Genomic DNA, 20,195 nt, shown 5'->3' on the forward strand with positions numbered 1-20,195 from the left:
TGTAAATCGTTGATTTACAGGATTTTTTAATTTTAATTATATTCAAATATACTCAAATAATATCAAATTTTACTACACCTATTCGGTGAGTACTTATCAAAAATAAAATACTCACCGATTTCCTTGTAATTTACTGATTTTATGTTAATTACAAAATAGATATTTTTATTTTTTGTATCTTAGTTCACGTCCAAATAAGAACGGAAAATGAATACATCTTTTGCTCAGCTATTTTATCTAAAAGGAAAACACTTCGAAAAACATGTAAAAGTCCCAATATACTTGCGTTTGACAGTAAATAGCAAACGAAGTGAATTGAGCATTTCTCGTAAAGTTGACCCTGAAAAATGGAATGCTCGGACGGGAAGAATGCGGGGTTCCGGTATGGAAGCGACACAATTAAATCAATACCTCGATATGATCCGGGCCAAGGTAAACAAAATACAGTTTCAATTGGTCGAGGAAGGAAATCCATTTACGGCTCTAGACATAAAGAATATTTATCAGGGTAAGGACAGGGAGGTAAAAATGCTTTTGGAGGTATTTGATGAGCACAACCGCCAAATGAAAAGTCTGGTGGATAAGGAGTTTTCCATAAGCACCTGGAAGCGGTATTTTACTACCAAAAACCATATTGCCGAATTTATTTGTCATGAATACAAACGGGAAGACCTTCCGGTACAAGATGTAGACCTAAAGTTCATTACCCGTTTTGAATACTTTATGAAATCGGTTAAAGATTGCAACCATAATAGTGCACTGAAATACATTAACAATTTTAAAAAGATCGTTCGCCTGGCAGTTGCCAATGGTTGGATCGAGAGAGATCCTTTTTATAATTACAAAGTAAAATTCAAATGGGTCGATCGCGAATTTCTGTCTGCTGAAGAACTGCAACGCTTGGTCGACCTAGAGATCAACTGGCCGCGAATTGCTGTGGTCAGGGATACGTTTGTATTCTGCTGCTATACGGGTCTCGCCTATATTGATGTAAAGAAGTTGAATAGAGATAATTTGGTCCGGAATATCGATGGAGAGTTATGGATCGAAGCGAAACGCACCAAAACCAATGCAAAATTTAGCATGCCCTTACTCCCTGCAGCCCTTGCCATCTTAGAAAAGTACGAAGACCACCCCAAGGTAGTCAATGGCGAATGTGTGCTGCCTGTTTTGAGCAATCAGAAGTCCAATGCCTATCTGAAAGAGATTGCAGACCTCTGTGGCATTAAAAAGAATCTGACAACCCATTTGGCACGGCATACCTTTGCCACCACAGTAACACTCTCCAACGGTGTGCCCATCGAAACCGTTGGTAAAATGCTTGGGCATAAAGATTTACGGACTACACAACATTATGCCAAAATCATCAATAAAAAGGTGGGGGATGATATGGCGGTTTTGAAGGGGAAGTTGGTGAGAATAGAGGACAAGGAACGAAGTAAGAAATTGAGAAAATAAACATTCTTTATTTGAACCTTTTAGGAAGACATTAAAAACCCCTCTGCACTATAAACTCTTTACAAAAGGTGCGTTCTGTTAAGAGTTTGGAAGTTATCTGCCTATATCCCGGCCAAATCTCTTTCCTACTTTAGATTGTATTTCAAAATATTGACCAGTTGTATAACTTGAAATACTGTCCTAAGAATTGGCTCGTTCATAAAGAAACAATTATGATTAAAAAGAAAATTCTTCTATTTTTAAAGCCCTACTCTTACATGTTTTGGCTTATATTATGTCAAAGTAGCTACCAATACTATTTCGTAATATGATTTCGAACCCCGATTCAATTCTTGATACAAATGATCCAGGGGATGATGTGTTGAGCAGATTTTCTTATCAAATTTACTATTCTGTCTTGGTTTCATTGTCGATCCTTGATTCCGAAAGAACTACAAAAGAGATTTACTGCGAGCAGTTTGAAGATATTCTTGCCAAAGAAAAGGATGGCAGATTTTTAGGCATTCAAGTAAAAACAAGAGCTTTACAACTGGGGCCTTTCAAAACAACAGACGCTGCGGTAATAAAGTCGTTAACAAGGTTTGTTGAGTTAGATTTAAAGTTTCCTTCGAAGTTTAGAAAATTCATACTTGTCTCTAATACGGCTTTTGCTCCGAACAACAAAAGTTTGAATGTCTGTATAAAGTTTGCTAAGGGTAATAATCAAACAGAACTGCTCAAGCCACGATCTTCTTCAAACTCTTTGATAAATAAGGTTGCTATCAAACTAAAATGCGACAAAAGCGCAGTTATAGATACCTTAAAAAAAGTTGAGCTTCAGTCAGAATATGCGGACATAAAGAACTTACATCTATTCGTTCAAGATAAACTCAAAAAAAGCGGAGTAGTTCCAAATTTAAATCCTGGCGTGATTGAATCTGTTGTAGAGAAATTGTTCTCTTTTCATTTTAAGGCCAGTTCACTTCAAGGCGTTAGCAATGGTTTGGATTGCTATATTAGCAAAGGTACTTCTGAAGAGGAAAAAATCAAAGAAGTACTCGAAGCAAAAAGAATTACGAAAAAGGATTTAGAGACGGTTATTAAAAGTGAAATTGAGAATCCTGTAACGTTGTATTTGAAAGATAGCCCTCAAATATCAGGTATCTCTAATTCCGATGAACTAATGACTGTAAAGATGGATGCGGGCCGTATAAGTTCGGAGAACATAGACCTGAGCCGCGATTATAAATATTCCATGACAAACCATCTACTTTCCCTAATGTACAAGGAAGGCCCCGAAATTGCTGACAAAAAATATAATCAAATTAAGTTGATCGTTAATACGGAATGTCAAGAGGCATTTGATGAGTTTGAGGATAAGAATCTAGTGTTTGGCCAACAGATGCTAAAGAATATCCGTTCCAGGCTTAGGCTAATTTCGAAGAAAGATCAAGAGAGCGTGTTCAATGCAAGATATGAGCACTTGTTGGGAATGGTCGGCATCCTTACGGAGGAGTGCAAAGTATGGTGGAGTAAAAAATTCGAAATAAATGATTAGTGTTTTTGAATATCTTTTGGAATTAGAGAAAGAAGACGATAGTCATCTAGGTCGAATACTTGTCTTGTTGAATGTTTTTGCAGGAATTGAAGGTAAGAAGGAAATAAAGGGTCTAACCAAGTTGGCAAAACTTGATTTTTTACTTAGATATCCTGTTTATTTAGAAAGAGCTATGAAGAAAGTACACCAGAACCCTGAGCGTGTAAAGATAAAGGAGTATGAAAAAAAGAATGTAGAGTCCAAGATGGTAAGATTTAAATATGGCCCTTGGGATTTTAGATATAGAAGATTCATCAACGAGCTTGTGGGAAGAGGCCTAGTCTACATCAGACCTGAAGGAAGGTCAATCTATTTAGGTGTTACAGACAATGGAAGAAAGATCTTCGAAGCCCTACAAAACGACCCTTGGCATGACGATATAATTTCAAGAGCTAAAATTATAAATTCCAACTTCAATAAATCGGGTACAAACCTCATGAAGTTCATTTATGCAACCTTTCCAGAAATTGGCTCTCTTAAATATGGAACTAAAATTTAGTCAAAATTATGTACTTCAAATTTGAATCATTAGTGCTTCAGGCCAGGAAAGAAAGAATAATGATAGATCTTTCTCATCAGATATCATTTTTTCATGGTCAAATAGGCTCTGGGAAATCTTCAATTGTGAGGTTAATCGATTTTATGATTGGTGGTAACTTGGAGTTTACCCCAGCCATACAACAGGAACTTGTTTCCAGCACAATGAATCTAAGAATCGGAAATAACGATGTTATCTTAGAAAGAAAATTGGATTCAAGTAGTATACAAGTTACTTGGGAAAACGAAGCCAAAGAAAGGGCGACAGTTTCAGCTCCTTTAAGACTGGCGGACGCAGCTATATGGAACGATAATGTTTTTAATTTTAATGATCTTGTATTTTACCTTTTAGGTATGAATACTCCTATGGCCCTAAAAAGTAAGATTAACGAAGATACTACCCAGATAAGGGTAGGTCTTCGTGATTTTATGTGGTATTGCTATTTGGATCAAGATCATTTGGACTCATCGTTCTTTCGATTGGAGGATACTTTCAAAAGAAATAAATCCAGAGACGTAATGAAATATGTACTGGGTTTTCATTCAGATACTCTTACACTGCTGGAGAGGGATCTGCTGAACGCGAAAGAGGAAAAAAATAATGCTATCAGCAATATAAAAAGCTTAAAAAATCTACTAACCAAATTTAACTTTGAAACTGCGGATGAAATTGAAAGCGATATTAATGCTGCTAGGGAATCTCTAACTGATTTAAAGTTAAGGAAGGAGAGACTGGAATCTACTTATTCGTCAGAGACACATATAGTGGATGAACTGAGAGTAGGAGCCAGAAAAAATTCCCGAAATCTCGAAAACAGCAAAAATGCCTTGTACGATTTGGAACAGCGGATATCCGAACAGGTATCTCTGAAAAATGAACTGTTGAGTTCAAAGTTTAAATTAGCACGATCCCTGTCGGTAGCTAATGTTTTGGACAATGTTAAGTTTGACTTATGTCCTTCTTGTGGATCCAATATCGAAGGCAGAAGAATTGAACCTGAAACTTGTTATTTGTGCTGTTCCGACATTAGTAGTGACATGAATGATAGGACTAATGTAGAAAATCTAAAAATCGATCTTGATTCGAGAATTCTGGAATTAGAAAATTCCATTAGTATTCATAAAAAGGAGTTGGCACGTCAGAAAAGGTTAATCAAAAAACAAGAGAACTTCAGACGTAATATTGACTCGAGAATTGATCAGGAACTAAAGAACTACGATTCAAGGTATCTAAGTCTATTTCGTGAGATTGACAGAAAAATAGCCACAATGGAAGAGCGCATTAAAGGTTATTTGAGACTTAAAGCAATACCTGATGAAATAGAATCCATTGAGAAGAAATTCTTAAAGATAGAATTGAGAGAGCAAAAAGCCAAAGAAAAAATATCCTTGGAGAGAAGCAAGTTGACAACCGCCAAGAAAATGGTCAGAGAACTAGAAGCTCAATTTAAAGATACGTTGGAGATAATTGGTTTTCCTGGTATAAACGAAAAAGACAAGGTTAGTATCAATACTTCAACTTGGAACGTCTATGTATTACCAAAGGGACAAGATGCACTAAAATGGAGCTATGAAAATGCAGGAAGTGGCGGAAAGAAAACTTTGTTTAATGTGGCATATTTGCTGTCCTTACATATTGTGGCAAGCAATAATGACCTTCCATTACCGAATTTTGTAATAATAGATACTCCAATGAAGAATATCGGTGAAGATGTAAACCAGGCGATATTTGACAATTTTTATAAATTTCTTTATGATATTTCTCTCGACGAATTAAAGGACACTCAGTTTATTATTATTGACAAAGATTTTGTACTGCCTGAATTTGAAGTTGATATGTCCGAGAGATATATGACACCGGATGATCCTGAGAATCCACCACTGATAACTTATTATGAAGGCCCTTAAATAAAAATGCTTCCAACGATTTAAAGAAACATCGAGAATGCCATATACCACTGACACAGAAATAGAAATAGAGTTAGAAGAGGAATTGACTACCACTTACATAATTTCTTCACAGCATAGAGCAACTGGAAATCCCAATAAAACAGTTTGGACGGTTGACTTTGACGATGAAGTTGGGTGCTTTAAATTATCAAAGACTTCCGAATGGATTGAGGACAATTATGGTTGGGGAATAAAAATAATTAATTCCATAGTACAATATATCGGACACAACTTTGAGAATGAAAGACTTAAATTAGCAAAATTTGTTGATGGAAATGAAAATGACATTTGGCACGGATATCCAGCTGATTATTTGAGAAGGTCGCAGGATAGACCACCAACATTCGTGCTTAAAAATTGGGTAGAACTTGGATATTTAACAAAAGCTAAAATGAACAAAATAAGAAGGGGACAATCGTGCAGCCTTTAAAAATAAGCATTAAAGGGGATTATTATGACTGCCAAATATATCGAGGTAGGTTATACCTATGGGATTTTAATGGTGGACTAAAAGTCTACGATTGGACTTCTATCGTCAAAAGTCTAATCAAATATGAAACAGATAAAATAGCGTTAACATTCAGTTTTTTAGATGGTAATTATCTTTATAAGGCCTCTTTAATTGAACTTTTTAAAGACAAAGATTTCAAACGTCTTTTACTTAAAAAATTCAAGCGTGTAGAGAGTAAAACTTTCCAAATAACACAAAAAAAGTTAGCAAAATTCCTTCTTGGAGAGCAAGAAACACCGACTGGAATTCTACCTACAGACACAGAAATTTACAGTAACCAGTTGTATTTTATTCACGAAAAAGGACTTTTCTCAAGCTCGGCGCATCGAAGTAAAACCGAAAAGTATCTTGTAAGTTCAAGACCTGTAAAAATTTGGGATTGTAATTTATTATCAATAAAAGCAAACAAGTATCCCCAACTCGCTTTATCAGGAGGCGATGAAGGATTGTACGAATTAAATACTTCAATAGCACAGCCTGAGAATTTAAAAAAAGTCGAGAGCAAAAAACCTATTTATCAAGTTAGTAAGGAGCACTCTTCTTTTTCTAATTATTCTTATCTCAACATCTACAATACATCTCTTGTCAAAGAATCTTTTTTAGCAACTTTTAAATGGGATGCTAAACTTGAATTAACAGGCCAATTGGATGTTGCAAGGAATTATGATGCAAAACTTACAGATAAAACTTTGTTCAAAACAAAATCAAAGCAACATTTTGTCAGTTGGGGTATTGCTGATAAAATTTATAAAGCGAAAAATGGTGGGTTCGAAATTATTAAATTCAATAATTATGCGGACAAGGAAAAAGGAGAAGAAAAGTTTCAAAAATTAACTTCGTTCAATTTACAGGCCTGGAAAGGAAAAGTTACTAACGGAGGCACTGCTTACTTCGGTAATATAGTTGAGTGTGAAAATGCTCTCATTGTAATTTTAAGTGATAATCAAATAATAACAATTCCCGGGCCAATTACAAGATGGAGAGCATATCCAAGGTCAATGAATTATGAAAATCATCTTCATGTCATTCTTGATGAATCCATAGATATTTATTCTTTTAATCAAGATTACTTTTTAGAGCAAGAAAACAAAACTATTGGGATTCAATTTCGGAATGAAAAGTCGAAAAGAACACCGAGGGGTAGTTATTTTGAAGATACAGACGAAAGCTTATATGATGATATTAATTTTCCATTTTGAAAAAATGACCACTAAATTCTTTTTTCTGCTCAACCTAGGGCAAGGTTTCGAAATTGTGATGTAAAAAAGCTTTAATGCAAATGCTTTTTCCAAACTCTTTACATTTCATCCATCAGTCATATTTTAGAATGGTAGTTGAACTCCGTTAACTATACTTCGTAAGAGCAGAATTCTGTACAAAATTCGCTTAATGCAAAGAGTTGAAAATTGGCACCGTAAAAAGTGAATTAACGAAACTATAGAATGAAATCATAACGGTTCTTTCAATGAAATAGTTTTTCTCCCTTCTAAACTATCTCGCAAAACTAGATTTTCCTTTAAATAGATATTGTGAAAAGCGAACGAAGCATAGCTGAGTGCTGCAAGCCCAAATCTTACCAAAACCTTTAGATTAGTTTTTTATTAAATACCATTGTTTATGATGTTGTAAAGAGGGGGTCCGGGGGAGACTCATAACTTCCTTTTTTGTGGATAACTTTGGTAGTAATCAAAAAGAGAATGGGGTGAACTTTTTGCCGAACTAGTCCATTAGGGCCTTGATTAGTATTAGTCCCCATTCTCTCTTAACACGGTTACAAGGACCATATAGAATTTTAGGAACCTCCTGTTAAAGGTTTTAGTCAACGTAACCATTCAAAACACTATAAAGTTATGGAAATCAAAGAAACCATTGGCATCGATGTCAGCAAATTGACATTGGATGCCCACATCCATTCCTCAGGTGATAGGGATCGATTTGAAAACAACACCAATGGATTTAAGAAATTGGTGGCGTGGGCGTATAAGAGGAGTCTGTTCCCGAAAGAGAATGTCCTGTTCATTTTTGAGCATACCGGGTTATATTCCCGTGGCCTTTCCCTTTTTTTTGGGGAAAGGAAACTGCCCTGTCACATAGCTGCAGGGTTGGAAATCAAACGCTCTTTAGGGATTGCCCGAGGGAAGAACGACCAAGTCGATGCAAGGCGGATTGCTCTCTATGCATATCGCCTGAGAGAGGAAATCCAACCTTCAAAGGTCGCCGATGTGCAGATCAGAAAATTAAGGACCATGTTCTCATTGCGGTCAAAACTGATCAAGCAAAGGGCCGGCTACAAGACGACACTAAAGGAGCAGAAAGGAATCCTTAGTGGCAAGGACTACAACATAATCTTCGAAATACAGAACAATATGGTGGACACCCTTACAGGTGAGATTCATAAACTGGAGCAGATGATGATGGAGATCATCAAAGGGGACAAAGGGCTCAGTGACCTGTTCAAATTGGTTACCAGCGTCAAGGGTGTTGGACCAATGACCGCAATGTTGGTGATCATTTACACCAATAGGTTCACAAAGTTCCACACCTGGAGAAAGTTCGCATCCTATTGTGGAGTGGCCCCATTTCCACATCAATCGGGAACAAGTATCAAGGGACGTTCCAAGGTATCGCATTTTGCCAACAAGGAACTTAAGGCCATACTGAACATGTGTGCAGCCTCCGCAATACAGTACAATCCAGAAATGAAACGCTACTATGAGAGAAGGACAGAAGAAGGGAAAAACAAAATGAGTACATTGAATGTGATTAGAAACAAACTGATAGCGCGTGTTTTCGCGGTGGTCAATCGGGGAACCCCATACATTAACGTTTACAGACAAGCCTCATAACCATTATTTTTTCCTTCAATATCACCCCCCGCAAATTGACGGGGTATATTGATAGGGGAAAATAATCCACAAAAACATTCAGCTTTTATTTGGAAAACTCATAGAATACTAATTTATTGAGCGAGGCAGAATAGTTCAATTTTTGAAAAGAAAGTTGTTTTGAAAGCTTTCAAGTGCACTTGAAACTATGGCACTTGGCATCGCTAAGAGTATTGCAGGATTCTGTTATCAAATGATACTTATGAACTATTTTCCAATAAATATACAATGGACAGGACAGAGTTTTGGCCCTGCCCTATTTTATATGGGGTATAGTATCCGACATCTATTCAATGACCACTTGATGGGTCTGCTCGATTCCTCCCCCTCTGATTCTGATAAAATAGTTCCCCTTTTTCAAATCGCTTACCTCTATGGACAGGGTCTTGGTACCTCCATCCATTTTGACCGATTTGACAACTTGCCCACCCATATCGAATATGGTAAGGTCAATGGGCCCTTCCGGTAAAAGACTTTCATTACTTATCGTATTTAAATTGTTGTCCAATTGAACATTGAGCTCATTGTCGGCGGGATTTGGATAGACGATCAGAGGAAACCCCCCTCCACTACATCCGTATGGAATGCCGGTCCCACCTGTTGCCAAACCACAGGAACCGGACGCCTGAACTGTGAGATAGCCCCCGTTACAGCCCACATAACGGCTCGTTGTATTTGAGGTGGATGTCCATGTTGTGCTGCCGTTCAAAGTCCAAGTATGTGTACCGGACCCTCCCGATGCCTGTGCGATTATCCATCCATGGTAATCCGGTCCCATTATCGAAATTGTCAAGTTTGGTGCACCGACAGTGATTGACTTGGTCTCGGTAACAGATCCGCAGTCATTTCCCGGGTAGTTGATCACGGCTGTCAGCGTTACACCACCATTGGAGACTCCCCTGACGGAAACGGAAGATGTTCCCTGACCAGAGACAATGGTCGCCCTTGAATTGTTGAGGCTCCATGTAACGGTCGTGCCAGCCGTTTGCCGGAAATTTGTAAGACTGTATGTATGCGTGTTGTTCACACAAATGTTGGAAGTCCCAGAAATAGAGGTAGTATTTACATTGAAGCAATTTTCATTGTCCAAAAAATTGGTGATTCTGGTTATGGAAGCGGCCGAAAAATTCAAATCCTTGTCAAATCCCGGACACATCATGGTCCGGGTTCCCGGGATTCCGCAGTTTGCCCCATCACCATGCCTTCCATCGAATAGGTGGCCTATCTCATGGGAAACCGTCTCATGGACATCGGCACGGTCTACTGAATAACAGACAGGTCTTGTGTCATTGCAAGCATCGCCTATGCCCGAAGCCCTTCCCAGATTTCCTCCCAAGTCTTTGCCCGTGAAGAGATGGATCAAATCCTTTGGGGTACTGGAGACGTTCCACTGGTTCCTGATTTCATTTATGATCGTCACGGGATCGAACGAGGTATATCCCCCTGCTTGAAATTCAATATGCGAGGTTACGGTCAATACCGCATCAAGGTCATCATCCCAAACATCTTGGATCAAATTGATTTCCCCCAACATCTGTGCAAATGAATTGGCGCGAGCGGCCGCATATTGCGGATCACAGTGCAACTGTAGTTCTATAATGCTGCATCCGGCCGAAGTACTTCTATTGCTCTGTAAAGTGCTGAAAGCTTTGTCCTCAGGTACGTCCTCCGTGCCACATGTGCCTTCCAGATATTTTAGCTTGTCGGACATGTACAGGACCAACTTATCATCTGATATGGTTCTGTCCCCTATGAAGTCCCTAAGTTGCTGAACATACATAACGCCCTTTTCGGTCTCAAAGCCCCCATATATGAAGGCATCGTCGATGGTGAGCCTAACGGGCCTGCCGTTTTTTAAATACCCCTTATAGGTAATGGTCTCAACCTCCTCTCGCTTGGTCTTTCCCTTTTCTGTGATTATAAATGCCTCAAAGTTGGGAGATCGGATCTCATGGGGATACAAGGTCATCTCCAAGATTTGTCCACCCCCCAATCTCCAGAGAACATCGGTTTCCTTTGAAGCTGCAATGCCCCTCTTAAACCCGGCTATGTCCATTTGGACCAACTGATATTCCTCTAGGGATGTATCCAACATTTGTCTTTGCGAGGAAGAAATAGTGGTTCTGTTCGAGACTATCTCCATTTGGGAATGGGCAAAAGGGGACTGTAGCACTACAAAAAGTAGTGCGAGAGTAATTTTTCTCATGTAGCGTAAGTTTATTGGTTAATAAGTCGTATCGATGTAATCTCAAAGAAATCGGCACAAATATCCTCTGTGTCAAAGGATTCGTAGACATAACCGCTGAATATTACCCTAGCATCCTCAATCTGAAGGCCGTCGTCCAGATTGCATGGAAAAAAAGAACCCAGTGGTCGGTCATCCGTCTGGTCATCCGGCCCAATCGTGAAATCATTGGGACAAAAAATACCAGGAGCCCTGATGGTTCCTTCTGCATCCGTAATGGTTGCGACTATTCTTCTGCCCTCATCTTGGAAACAACTCGGCTCAGGGTCATTGTCATCACTGGAGCATCCCGAAGTAAAAGCTGTCAGGTTGAAGATGAATATCAGAACGGTTAATTTCATGATGTTTTGCGGTTCCATAAATTGAAGATAGATAAATTTCTGAAAAGTAAGAAAAAGATTATATTAAATTTTAAAAAGCTTAACAATGTCATAATGTACCTACAATTAAGACGCAAGAAATACAGTTGGGTTGCTTTTGTCCGGGGCAGCCAATTTGTTCGTCCAATAAAATTTGAATGGTATGTCAAGGTTAACCAAGGGCGGGTTACTGAGGCAATCGAGATTAGAAAGTCGGTTGATCTCTTGTTACTACATCATTTTATGAAAAAAATCCGATTTCCATAGCCGTGGAGCATTTATCCCCCTTCTGATCATATTTGTTGATTGTGGTAATTTCAAAATTATTCCAAAATGACAGGAATCCCGTAAGGGGTATGCATATCCAGTGTTGATTGATTCGAAAGCTATGTCTTATGAGAAGGGCCATCTAGTATATGAAATGGAAATCTTGATTGTTTCAAGATGTGAGGTAAGCAACCTTATTTAAAACTTTTCCATAAAGGAGGTAGAGTTATCCCTATGGGATTATTTCTTGTCAAATAGTTTTTCCAAATAAGCGACCTTCTCCTTTTCGGCCTCCAATAAACGCTCATAGAGTTTCTTATTTTCATCGTGTGCCTCCATTAGTTTATCCAAAGGATTAAACGTGCAATGGGTATTGAATGCGCTACTGTCATGAAAGCTATTGAAGTAATTGAAGATTGATTCTTCATTGAACTGTTGAATTCCCTCTTTGGTGACCCCCAGAGCCTTGGCAATCTCCTCCAGTTTCGCTTCATCCACCTTTTCACTGTTCTCAATATTGGAAATGGCCTGTTGGCTGATGCCCAGTTCCTCGGCCAAGGTCTCCTGCTTCATTCCACGGAGTTCCCTGATCCTGCCGATCTTTCTACCTATATGGTTGTTCTTGGTCTTTGTCTGCATAGCTCAAATATAGGGTGTTTCCCACAATTTTCCGATTGTAAAATACAAAACGACCCCGATAAAGTACAACTTCTTATAGTGGGATACGAGGGAACGTAATCTTAATATGGGCAGTGATTCCCGAACCCATAAAAGCACAATCCCATGACACACTGCACAAACATACCGGAAAACTTTGAAAAGGCAGGGGAGCTGTCCAATTTGGTGGACAGCATCCTGAACACCATAACCATTGATGCGGCATTTCTATCCGCACAGCAAAAGGAGGGCAATGCCAAATACCATATCCTTACCTTATTTGTCGATGTCAACAACGACCCGATTCCCACTGAAATACGCTCATTGATTTCAAAAATCGGTAAGGAGCATCCCGATTTCAGGGTGAGGATCTATACGAAGAACCAATCCGAGATAGGCCTTGAAAGGGGAGCACTCTATTTCTTGGAACATTGTTGTCTTGGGGAGACCATCTTTGCCCATCCAGAGGGCGAGAACATCATGGACTACTCTGAAATGGCACACAAGACCCTGATCAATAGGGCCACTCGTTATTATACATCGGAAATGAAGAAGGTGGGTGCCTTTGCCCACACTGCGGATATCTTGATCAAGGAAGGTGACCTTTCCATAGCCACTTTCAACATGCACCAAGCCTTTGAGCTTGCGTTCCGGTTCATCGAACAGATGTGCATCGGAAGGAGCAAGGTGACCCATAGCATCATCAGCCATATCAACTATTGCAGACCATTCTTTCCCACACTATGTCCATTTTCGGAGACCTCAGAAATGGAGAACAACGAACTGTTGATCCTTTTGGAGCATGCCTACAGTGTGGCACGTTACGGGAATGAATTTGAGATTGGCAAAGAACAGGTGAAGAAAATCCAATCGGAACTAAAGGAGTTCATCCAAGAAGTGGAATCCATTTTCAAGCGGCACCTCGCCCATTGTAGGGAACGAATCGAAGGGAAGCATCCAGTTTCCCCTGAAGAGACAACACCTGAACAGGACAATGAAAAGAACAGAGGTGAAGGGACGCTGTTTGAAAAACTGAAAGGTTTGGAAGAAGAACACTTTTGCACATTGAGACCCTATGGTCCAGAAAAGGGACTTTATGGTATAGAACTGTTGACCGAGGGCTATCTGGAAACCTCGTTCATGATCTCCAACCTGATCAAGGTCTGTATCACGGCACTGGAGGTGGAAAACTTTCCAAGTCGAACAGTTCCACAGCCCGAACACAATGTTCGGGAGGTACTGGGGTACATATTGGACTTGGTGCCGCATGAAGAAATGGAATTCCTCGATAAGATCGGTAAACTGCTATCTGCATCAACGGTCACTAATTGAACCAATAAAAAATGCTCCCATGAACCCTAACGAAGAAAAGCTTATAAAGGATTTGAGACACCACGCCAACGACCATACCCCGACCTTGGTTCCCCATCCATGGTTCAAGGACAAGTTCCAGCCCACATTTTTCTATGTTGACGGCCATGCCGATCTATTGTTGACCGTTCGCGCACTGATATACCTTTCCATGAGGGCAATAAACCCCGAGTTGGGTCCGGACGAAGTTATGGAAAGGAACGAAGAGGAATTCATCCATCAGGCATTGATTGTTGCCAACCGTTTGATGCCAAATGGTGAAGAGGCCCTGATGGATCACTTGAACAGATTCTACAGGGAAGAAAAGAACGGACATGAATAGGAAATCAGAGGATAATTTTATCGATACATAGAGTATCAATTTACCTTTAGAGATTAATATTTTCCGATTTTTCCATTAAAAATGCCCCAGTTTTATTGGGCTGAAAGCCTTTTTCCGTGAAAAATGAATTATTTTCAGAATTCACAACCTACTAAAAAATTTAGCAAAGAGAAACTCTCCTCTTGTTTTCCAAAAAGCCATTTTTGTGACAAAAACTTATTGATTTTACTGGGCTGAGAGCACTTTTGCGACAAAAACCTTAGAATCACCAACAATGAATATTTTGGAAAAACCCTTGAAAAATAGTCTTTTCCGAAGGAAAATGAATTAGTAGCGCCGCGCTTGCGCGCTACCCTCTTGCTTTACATTCTTCGTCCTGCTGGCAGGACAAAAAATGTAAACGCTGTCCGCCTGTAAACTATACCAAATCAAAGCAATAAAAATTAAGCCCTATTTACCTTTTATATTCAGTTCATATTTTCTTTTTTGAAATAACATATTAAAACAATTAACCTTAAATATGATGGATTTGTTGGTAAAATTCATCTTTGCCTAATGGTGAGGCGAACTTCATTCATTTTATTATTTCTTAAAATGTATGGTGTTCAAGACTTTTTAAACGATACGCTTTGTCCAAAATGGAATGGAGGGCAATGGGTGGAGTTTAGTTTATGCAGAATAGCTAATTGAAATAAATCACTTATATATGTAAAAACATATAATTATATGCGTATAATCTATTTTATATGCTTTTACATATATTTTTGTATATTTACCATATTTTATATTTAAAAGCATATAATGAAAGAGTTGTCCGAATTTGTAAAAGTTCGTCGTAAAGAGGTTAATCTTACCCAAAAAGAGTTTGCGGAACGTGCAGGTGTAGCGCTTACCGTTGTTCGTAAAATAGAGCAAGGTAAAACCAACTTGAATATGGATAAAGTCAACCTAGTATTAAGTATGTTTGGGCATACCCTTGCAGCAGTCAGCACTAAGGAGTTTAGGAATAGAAATAATACCGTCCAATGAGAAAGGCAACTATAGTATATAATGACATTAAGGCCGGAGAACTTATTGAGACCGACGACGGTGATTACATATTCCAATACAACACCGACTATATAAAGAACTATCCCAAACAGTTTATAACCTTCTCCATGCCCGTAAGAAAAGAAGCTTACACAGAAAATAGGTTGTTTCCTTTTTTTGAAGGTCTTATTCCAGAAGGTTGGTTATTGAACATTGCCACCAAAAACTGGAAGCTAAACCCAAATGACCGCATGGGACTATTATTGGCCTGTTGCCAAAATTGCATAGGTGCTGTTAGCGTGCAACCCATAAAAGCCAATGATGAAGCATAAATGTTTATACTGTTATGACGATTTGGAGGGAGAGAAGGATTTCCATGAGTCCTGTAGTCTAGAATTTTTTGGAACCAAGGAACCCCCAAAATTGGAGTATTCGTTAGAACAGATGTCAGAACTGGCAAAAGATATCGTGGAAAGAAGTGTATCTGTTCCGGGGGTACAACCCAAGTTATCCATGTCGCTTATAAACGAAGTTCAGGGGGCAGGTAATTTTAGACTAACTGTTGTTGGTGCTCTAGGTGGTAATTACATTTTTAAACCTCCATCATTGGATTATCCCGAAATGCCTCAAAACGAACATGCAACTATGCGTATTGCTGAATCTTTTGGGATTCAAACTGTACCATCAAGTTTAATTCGATTGCAATCCGGTGAGCTATCCTATATTACCAAACGAATTGATAGAACTGAAGATGGTCAAAAAATCCATATGCTCGATATGTTCCAGATTACGGAAGCTTTTGACAAATACAAAAGCTCCATGGAGAAAATTGGAAAGGCTTTACATACCTATTCAGATAACACCCTCTTGGACAAAATCTTCTTTTTCGAATTGACCTTATTTAGTTTCCTCACTGGAAACAATGATATGCATCTAAAAAATTTCTCCATGATTAAGTCTACCTCCGGTTGGTTATTGGCACCAGCCTATGATTTATTGAATGTGGCTATTGTGAATCCCAAAGATGAAGAAGAGCTAGCCCTTACCTTGGGAGGAAAAAAAAGTAAGCTGAAACGAAATCATTTTGAATCATTGGGGAACGGGTTGGGTTTAACCGACAAGCAAATTCAAGGAGTGTTCAATCGTTTTTACAAAAAGAAGGACGATGCTATGAATGGGATAAATGCTTCTTTTCTATCTGTAGAAATGAAAGAAAAATATACTGCTTTACTACTAGAACGTTATGAAAGGATTTACAACACTTCATCAGCTTTAGACAACTGACCATTGTTTTTATAATACAAAAGTCACCTATTCGGTGAGCATAAAAACTTAAACCCTGACAAAGCCTTTAGTATTGTCAATTTGAAGATTAGGTTTTAGTCTTTACACAAAATCCATTTCAAAAATCAATGGAGGAAGCAATCTTGGAAAAATTGCACAATTGATGGTCATATGTTTTACATATTTCCCTAACTATTTCGATGCCAAATTCAGTAGTCGTTCTTCTAACCAAATCTAAAAACCACTCTTCAAAATCATTAATTTGTTGCTTCTTATCAAAGTAATAAACCAATAATTGTATTAGATTTTCTATTTTGTCAATGTCCCTCGCAATTGCATAGTTAATATATTGTTTATTTGCCGAATCAATTCTCCCTTCATACCTCTTCCAATTAGTTTCGATGTCACTGAGATTTCCAAAATTATTATAAGACGAGAGCATGGATATATACTGAGCAGCCTCACTTTCCTTTTCTATAACAGTAGCAGTTTTTGAGAAATCTGGAATATCCCCGTTTCTAAATTCTGGCAAATCATGAAACAACAGAATTTCAATAATTTTGCTTTTATTATAAAACGGATAGGTCTCTTTTTTTTCTTTGGGTAGTTTATCTTGAAGATAAAATTTGGCCAATAAAACGCATGCATATGTATGGGACGCTATGGTTTCGATATTACCATTTACATTTCGGCCTCTTTCTGATGAAATCCAACCAGATCTAATTTTTTCTTTAATGGAATAAACAGGTAAAAACAGATCAAAACTACTCCTCAAATTAGGGTTTTCTACTATTTCAAGAAAAAAAGTAAGATACTTAACCAAATTTTCGGGCAAAAGAAAATTTGGTTTTTCAGTGACATTTTTTATTAACTTGGTAAGTAAATCGATTTGAGTTTTATCCAAATCCAATTTTAAATGTCTATGCTGAATCAATGAGCAAAGAGTGTACAGTTCTATGGAAAACAAAGTGTGCATCTTTCCATTTTTAATTGAATCATTAAGCCTTCCATATAATTTTTCAAAGGTCCGGGCGATAGGGTGAAAAATGTCGTCATGAGAAGTTAAAGACATGCTGTCCGACAAATCATAAGCAATATCGCCATAGTACTCAAGATGAAAACCTCTATTAATATTATCATACTCCGTATCAAAAATCATTTTATCCAAATACTCTTCAGAGCTTTTTCTATCGCCAAGATAGGCTAATGAAATATAGATAGTTCTTATAAATAGCATCGTTTTTGGGTCCTGAAATACATTAATACCATTTATTTCTTGAATAGCAACTTTTAATTTTTCGTTTAAAAACTGTTTTGATTTTGACTTTAAGGAATTGTGACTTAATCTACCTAATAAGTAGCAAAAATGAGATTTACCTGTTAACTCTACTTTATCAAAAAGCACTTGAATTGAATCAAGCACTTCTTTTTGACTGTTAAAAGTGCTATTTATTATTTCCTTACAAAAATTGTTAATGGAATGTGGATACACCCTTTTTAAAATTTCCAAATCCTGTTCTGAGAAATTTCCTTTCTTACCTTTGAACTGGACTAAATTTTCTGTAATTTTATAGGCTATAAGATAGTCTCGTATTAAGTTATGACTATGTATCAATCTCCAAAGGTTATAATGATTTTTAATGAACTCATTATTTGTTTCGGAATTAACATAAAAATTGAAAGCAATTTCAGAACAGTTTCTTAAAGTTGATTCCTGTCCATCAGTTTTGTTCTTGATATAAGTCCTTATTAAATCTGAAATTGACCTTATCTGTTTTTCATTTAGGTTAATGTTCTCACAAAACAGTCTTATTAGAAAAAAATCAAGACTTTCCTGATTAAGACGATTCAAAAAAACGTTTATCTTTTTGGATGAATCAATATTGAAATTTGAAAGATTATAAATGGTAGAAAAAGTTTCTATAAAAGCTTTCACATCCAATGTTTTCTTATCAATTTTTTGAAGTTTAACAACTGATTCAGAATTTACATTCTGCAAGACATTTCTATTATCAAAGTGCTCTGTGGTGCTTAAACCTATGATGACCTTCCTTTCAAATCCGACTTTTAAAAACTCTAATATTGTATTATTCAAGTCTATTGCTGACTTAAGATAGTTATCCAAACCATCAACTATAATTAATGGTTTTTTTTTATTTTCAACAATATAATCTCGAATGGGTTCAATATCTCTAACAAAAGCTTTCCTTGCTTGTTCTATCTCTAGATATGAGTTGTAAATATCTACATCAACAAATATCGGTGTATACTCAAACAGACTCTCTGAATATTTGTTCCAGAAGTAGTAAAATAAAATCGACAAAAAAGTTGATTTCCCAGATCCTGGATGACCAGAAATTAGCAACGGTATTTCGGAATTGGCATTTTTCACATACCCCAAAATATCCTCAAATATTCCATTAGAAGCATTCTTTCTAAAACTTCCTTCTATTTCAACTATGCCGTTGAAAAACTTTGTGTAATGTCCAATTCTAGAAGAATCGATTTTTTCCAAAGAAAGTCTATTATTAAGAAAGATATACTTTAGGTAATCTAAAAGTGATTCATCATTTATAATTTTAGGAAAAGAATATTTCTTAATTTCCAGGTCTTGACCGAGTTCTTCGGCCAAAAGTGAAATGTTTTTTTCATATAGGGAGTTATTGTATAAATCTCGACTTAACTGCACATCTAAAAATTGGTCTTTAATAGGCAAATCCTCAAATTTTAGAACATAAATCTTTTTCTTCTTACCCTCAATTAAGTGTTTGATAGAAATCTCTTTTTCAGATCTTGTCCATTGGGATTCCAAGAAAGCCTGAGTATAAACAATCAATGTTATTTCCGATTCTTCAAGAGCTTTATCTATTTTTCTTACAATATTATCACCAGTTCGCAGATCATTTCCGTCCACAAAGAAAAAATCGTTTGACAGACCATAATTTTTAAACCTTAAAAGAAGATTATCAACAATTTTGTCATCAACACTACTATGAGAAACAAAAATTTTTTTTTCCATCGACTATTAAATTGACTTATTGTTGAATGAACTCAATAATAATATCATAAAATATGAGCGAATCTTTATACTGCTAAATAAAGGGGAATTTACTGGACGCATGGTAAAGTGACACTAGTTAAATTTCAAAATACTTTAAACATTGGTCATTTCAAAGTAAACTGACAAAAAAAGAGTATTACACTTACCAATAATTTTCATGTTTTTAAAACTTAAGGTGTGTTTTAAAGATTCGAATAATATGAAAATCATGACATTGGATGAAATGGGCATTTCCACTTCTCTATCCACAGAAAAATACATCAAAAACACTATTTAGGGGAGCCGAATTAGAGGCGGATACCAATCCCTTTAAGCCTATCGGTATCGGAAAACCCTTGGTCATACGATTTGACTCTGTTTATCTGGGTGATTTAAAGAAAGGATGTTTAATAGCAACCAAGATATATTGGTCACTTCGGCGATAAAAGATGATGTCACTTTTGATGCGGCACCCAGAGCCATCCACCAAATCTATAGAAGAAAGGATAAACGGGAAACACTATCCCCATCATCATTAAATGAAGCAACCCCAATACTTTATTATTCTAAAGCGTTTGATTCAGAATTGTTGAGAATTACTGTGGAAATCAAGGCGGACAGATTTCCGGAAAAAGCGTTCAATACGGTTTCCAATTCATTGCGTGCGGCGGGTGGCATAACCATTTTGGGAGCATTATAGTCTT

17 protein-coding genes are annotated in these 20,195 nt (G+C 37.3%); 13 read left to right on the forward strand and 4 right to left on the reverse strand.

The window, feature by feature from the left end; all coding sequences use genetic code 11:
* The first annotated feature begins 207 nt into the window (after positions 1 to 207).
* From FGG15_RS07835 to FGG15_RS07865, 7 genes are all read left to right on the forward strand, one after another.
* A complete protein-coding gene (locus FGG15_RS07835; protein WP_138834936.1) occupies positions 208 to 1,458 on the forward strand; it encodes a site-specific integrase in 1,251 nt (416 codons plus the stop codon).
* A 307-nt stretch (positions 1,459 to 1,765) separates the two neighbouring features.
* Positions 1,766 to 2,995, forward strand: a complete 1,230-nt coding sequence (locus FGG15_RS07840) for a dsDNA nuclease domain-containing protein (RefSeq protein WP_138834938.1) — start codon at positions 1,766 to 1,768, stop codon at positions 2,993 to 2,995.
* Positions 2,988 to 3,533, forward strand: a complete 546-nt coding sequence (locus FGG15_RS07845; RefSeq protein ID WP_138834940.1) for a hypothetical protein — start codon at positions 2,988 to 2,990, stop codon at positions 3,531 to 3,533. Before FGG15_RS07840 ends, FGG15_RS07845 begins: the two co-directional genes overlap by 8 nt.
* A gap of 8 nt (positions 3,534 to 3,541) precedes the next feature.
* Positions 3,542 to 5,479: a coiled-coil domain-containing protein gene (locus tag FGG15_RS07850; RefSeq protein WP_138834942.1), complete on the forward strand. Its 1,938-nt coding sequence runs from the start codon at positions 3,542 to 3,544 to the stop codon at positions 5,477 to 5,479.
* Between the two features lie 37 nt (positions 5,480 to 5,516).
* A complete protein-coding gene (locus FGG15_RS07855) occupies positions 5,517 to 5,951 on the forward strand; it encodes a hypothetical protein (RefSeq protein ID WP_138834944.1) in 435 nt (144 codons plus the stop codon).
* A complete protein-coding gene (locus FGG15_RS07860) occupies positions 5,939 to 7,231 on the forward strand; it encodes a hypothetical protein (RefSeq protein WP_138834947.1) in 1,293 nt (430 codons plus the stop codon). Before FGG15_RS07855 ends, FGG15_RS07860 begins: the two co-directional genes overlap by 13 nt.
* Before the next feature lie 651 nt (positions 7,232 to 7,882).
* Positions 7,883 to 8,878 (forward strand): IS110 family RNA-guided transposase, encoded by a 996-nt coding sequence (locus FGG15_RS07865; RefSeq protein WP_138834949.1) that lies wholly within the window; start codon positions 7,883 to 7,885, stop codon positions 8,876 to 8,878.
* Between the two features lie 325 nt (positions 8,879 to 9,203).
* On the opposite strand, the gene FGG15_RS07870 is transcribed toward FGG15_RS07865, so the two are convergent.
* The 3 genes from FGG15_RS07870 to FGG15_RS07880 form a co-directional block, all read right to left on the reverse strand.
* Positions 9,204 to 11,123 carry a T9SS type A sorting domain-containing protein gene (locus tag FGG15_RS07870; RefSeq protein WP_138834951.1) on the reverse strand — a complete coding sequence of 640 codons (1,920 nt, stop codon included), beginning with the start codon at positions 11,121 to 11,123 and terminating at the stop codon, positions 9,204 to 9,206.
* Between the two features lie 11 nt (positions 11,124 to 11,134).
* A complete protein-coding gene (locus tag FGG15_RS07875) occupies positions 11,135 to 11,503 on the reverse strand; it encodes a hypothetical protein (RefSeq protein ID WP_138834953.1) in 369 nt (122 codons plus the stop codon).
* A gap of 525 nt (positions 11,504 to 12,028) precedes the next feature.
* Entirely contained in the window at positions 12,029 to 12,427 is a 399-nt protein-coding gene (locus FGG15_RS07880; protein WP_138834955.1) for a helix-turn-helix domain-containing protein, read from the reverse strand.
* 144 nt (positions 12,428 to 12,571) lie between these two features.
* Between FGG15_RS07880 and FGG15_RS07885 the strand changes: the two genes are divergently transcribed.
* From FGG15_RS07885 to FGG15_RS07905, 5 genes are all read left to right on the forward strand, one after another.
* Positions 12,572 to 13,777, forward strand: coding sequence for a HEPN domain-containing protein (locus tag FGG15_RS07885; protein ID WP_138834957.1), 1,206 nt, complete (start codon positions 12,572 to 12,574; stop codon positions 13,775 to 13,777).
* 19 nt (positions 13,778 to 13,796) lie between these two features.
* A complete protein-coding gene (locus FGG15_RS07890; RefSeq protein ID WP_138834959.1) occupies positions 13,797 to 14,138 on the forward strand; it encodes a hypothetical protein in 342 nt (113 codons plus the stop codon).
* A gap of 801 nt (positions 14,139 to 14,939) precedes the next feature.
* Positions 14,940 to 15,167: a helix-turn-helix domain-containing protein gene (locus tag FGG15_RS07895; RefSeq protein WP_138834962.1), complete on the forward strand. Its 228-nt coding sequence runs from the start codon at positions 14,940 to 14,942 to the stop codon at positions 15,165 to 15,167.
* Positions 15,164 to 15,499: a HipA N-terminal domain-containing protein gene (locus FGG15_RS07900; protein WP_138834964.1), complete on the forward strand. Its 336-nt coding sequence runs from the start codon at positions 15,164 to 15,166 to the stop codon at positions 15,497 to 15,499. The genes FGG15_RS07895 and FGG15_RS07900 overlap by 4 nt, the downstream gene beginning before the upstream one ends.
* On the forward strand, positions 15,486 to 16,451 hold the full coding sequence (locus tag FGG15_RS07905) for a HipA domain-containing protein (protein ID WP_313790984.1): 966 nt from the start codon (positions 15,486 to 15,488) through the stop codon (positions 16,449 to 16,451). Before FGG15_RS07900 ends, FGG15_RS07905 begins: the two co-directional genes overlap by 14 nt.
* A gap of 118 nt (positions 16,452 to 16,569) precedes the next feature.
* On the opposite strand, the gene FGG15_RS07910 is transcribed toward FGG15_RS07905, so the two are convergent.
* Positions 16,570 to 19,470: a TIR domain-containing protein gene (locus FGG15_RS07910; protein ID WP_138834966.1), complete on the reverse strand. Its 2,901-nt coding sequence runs from the start codon at positions 19,468 to 19,470 to the stop codon at positions 16,570 to 16,572.
* Between the two features lie 424 nt (positions 19,471 to 19,894).
* Here FGG15_RS07910 and FGG15_RS07915 point away from each other — a divergent pair, with 424 nt between their 5' ends.
* On the forward strand, positions 19,895 to 20,191 hold the full coding sequence (locus FGG15_RS07915; protein ID WP_138834968.1) for a hypothetical protein: 297 nt from the start codon (positions 19,895 to 19,897) through the stop codon (positions 20,189 to 20,191).
* Positions 20,192 to 20,195: the final 4 nt, after the last annotated feature.

This window comes from Flagellimonas algicola, from assembly GCF_005937185.1.
Taxonomy (GTDB): Bacteria; Bacteroidota; Bacteroidia; order Flavobacteriales; family Flavobacteriaceae; genus Flagellimonas; species Flagellimonas algicola.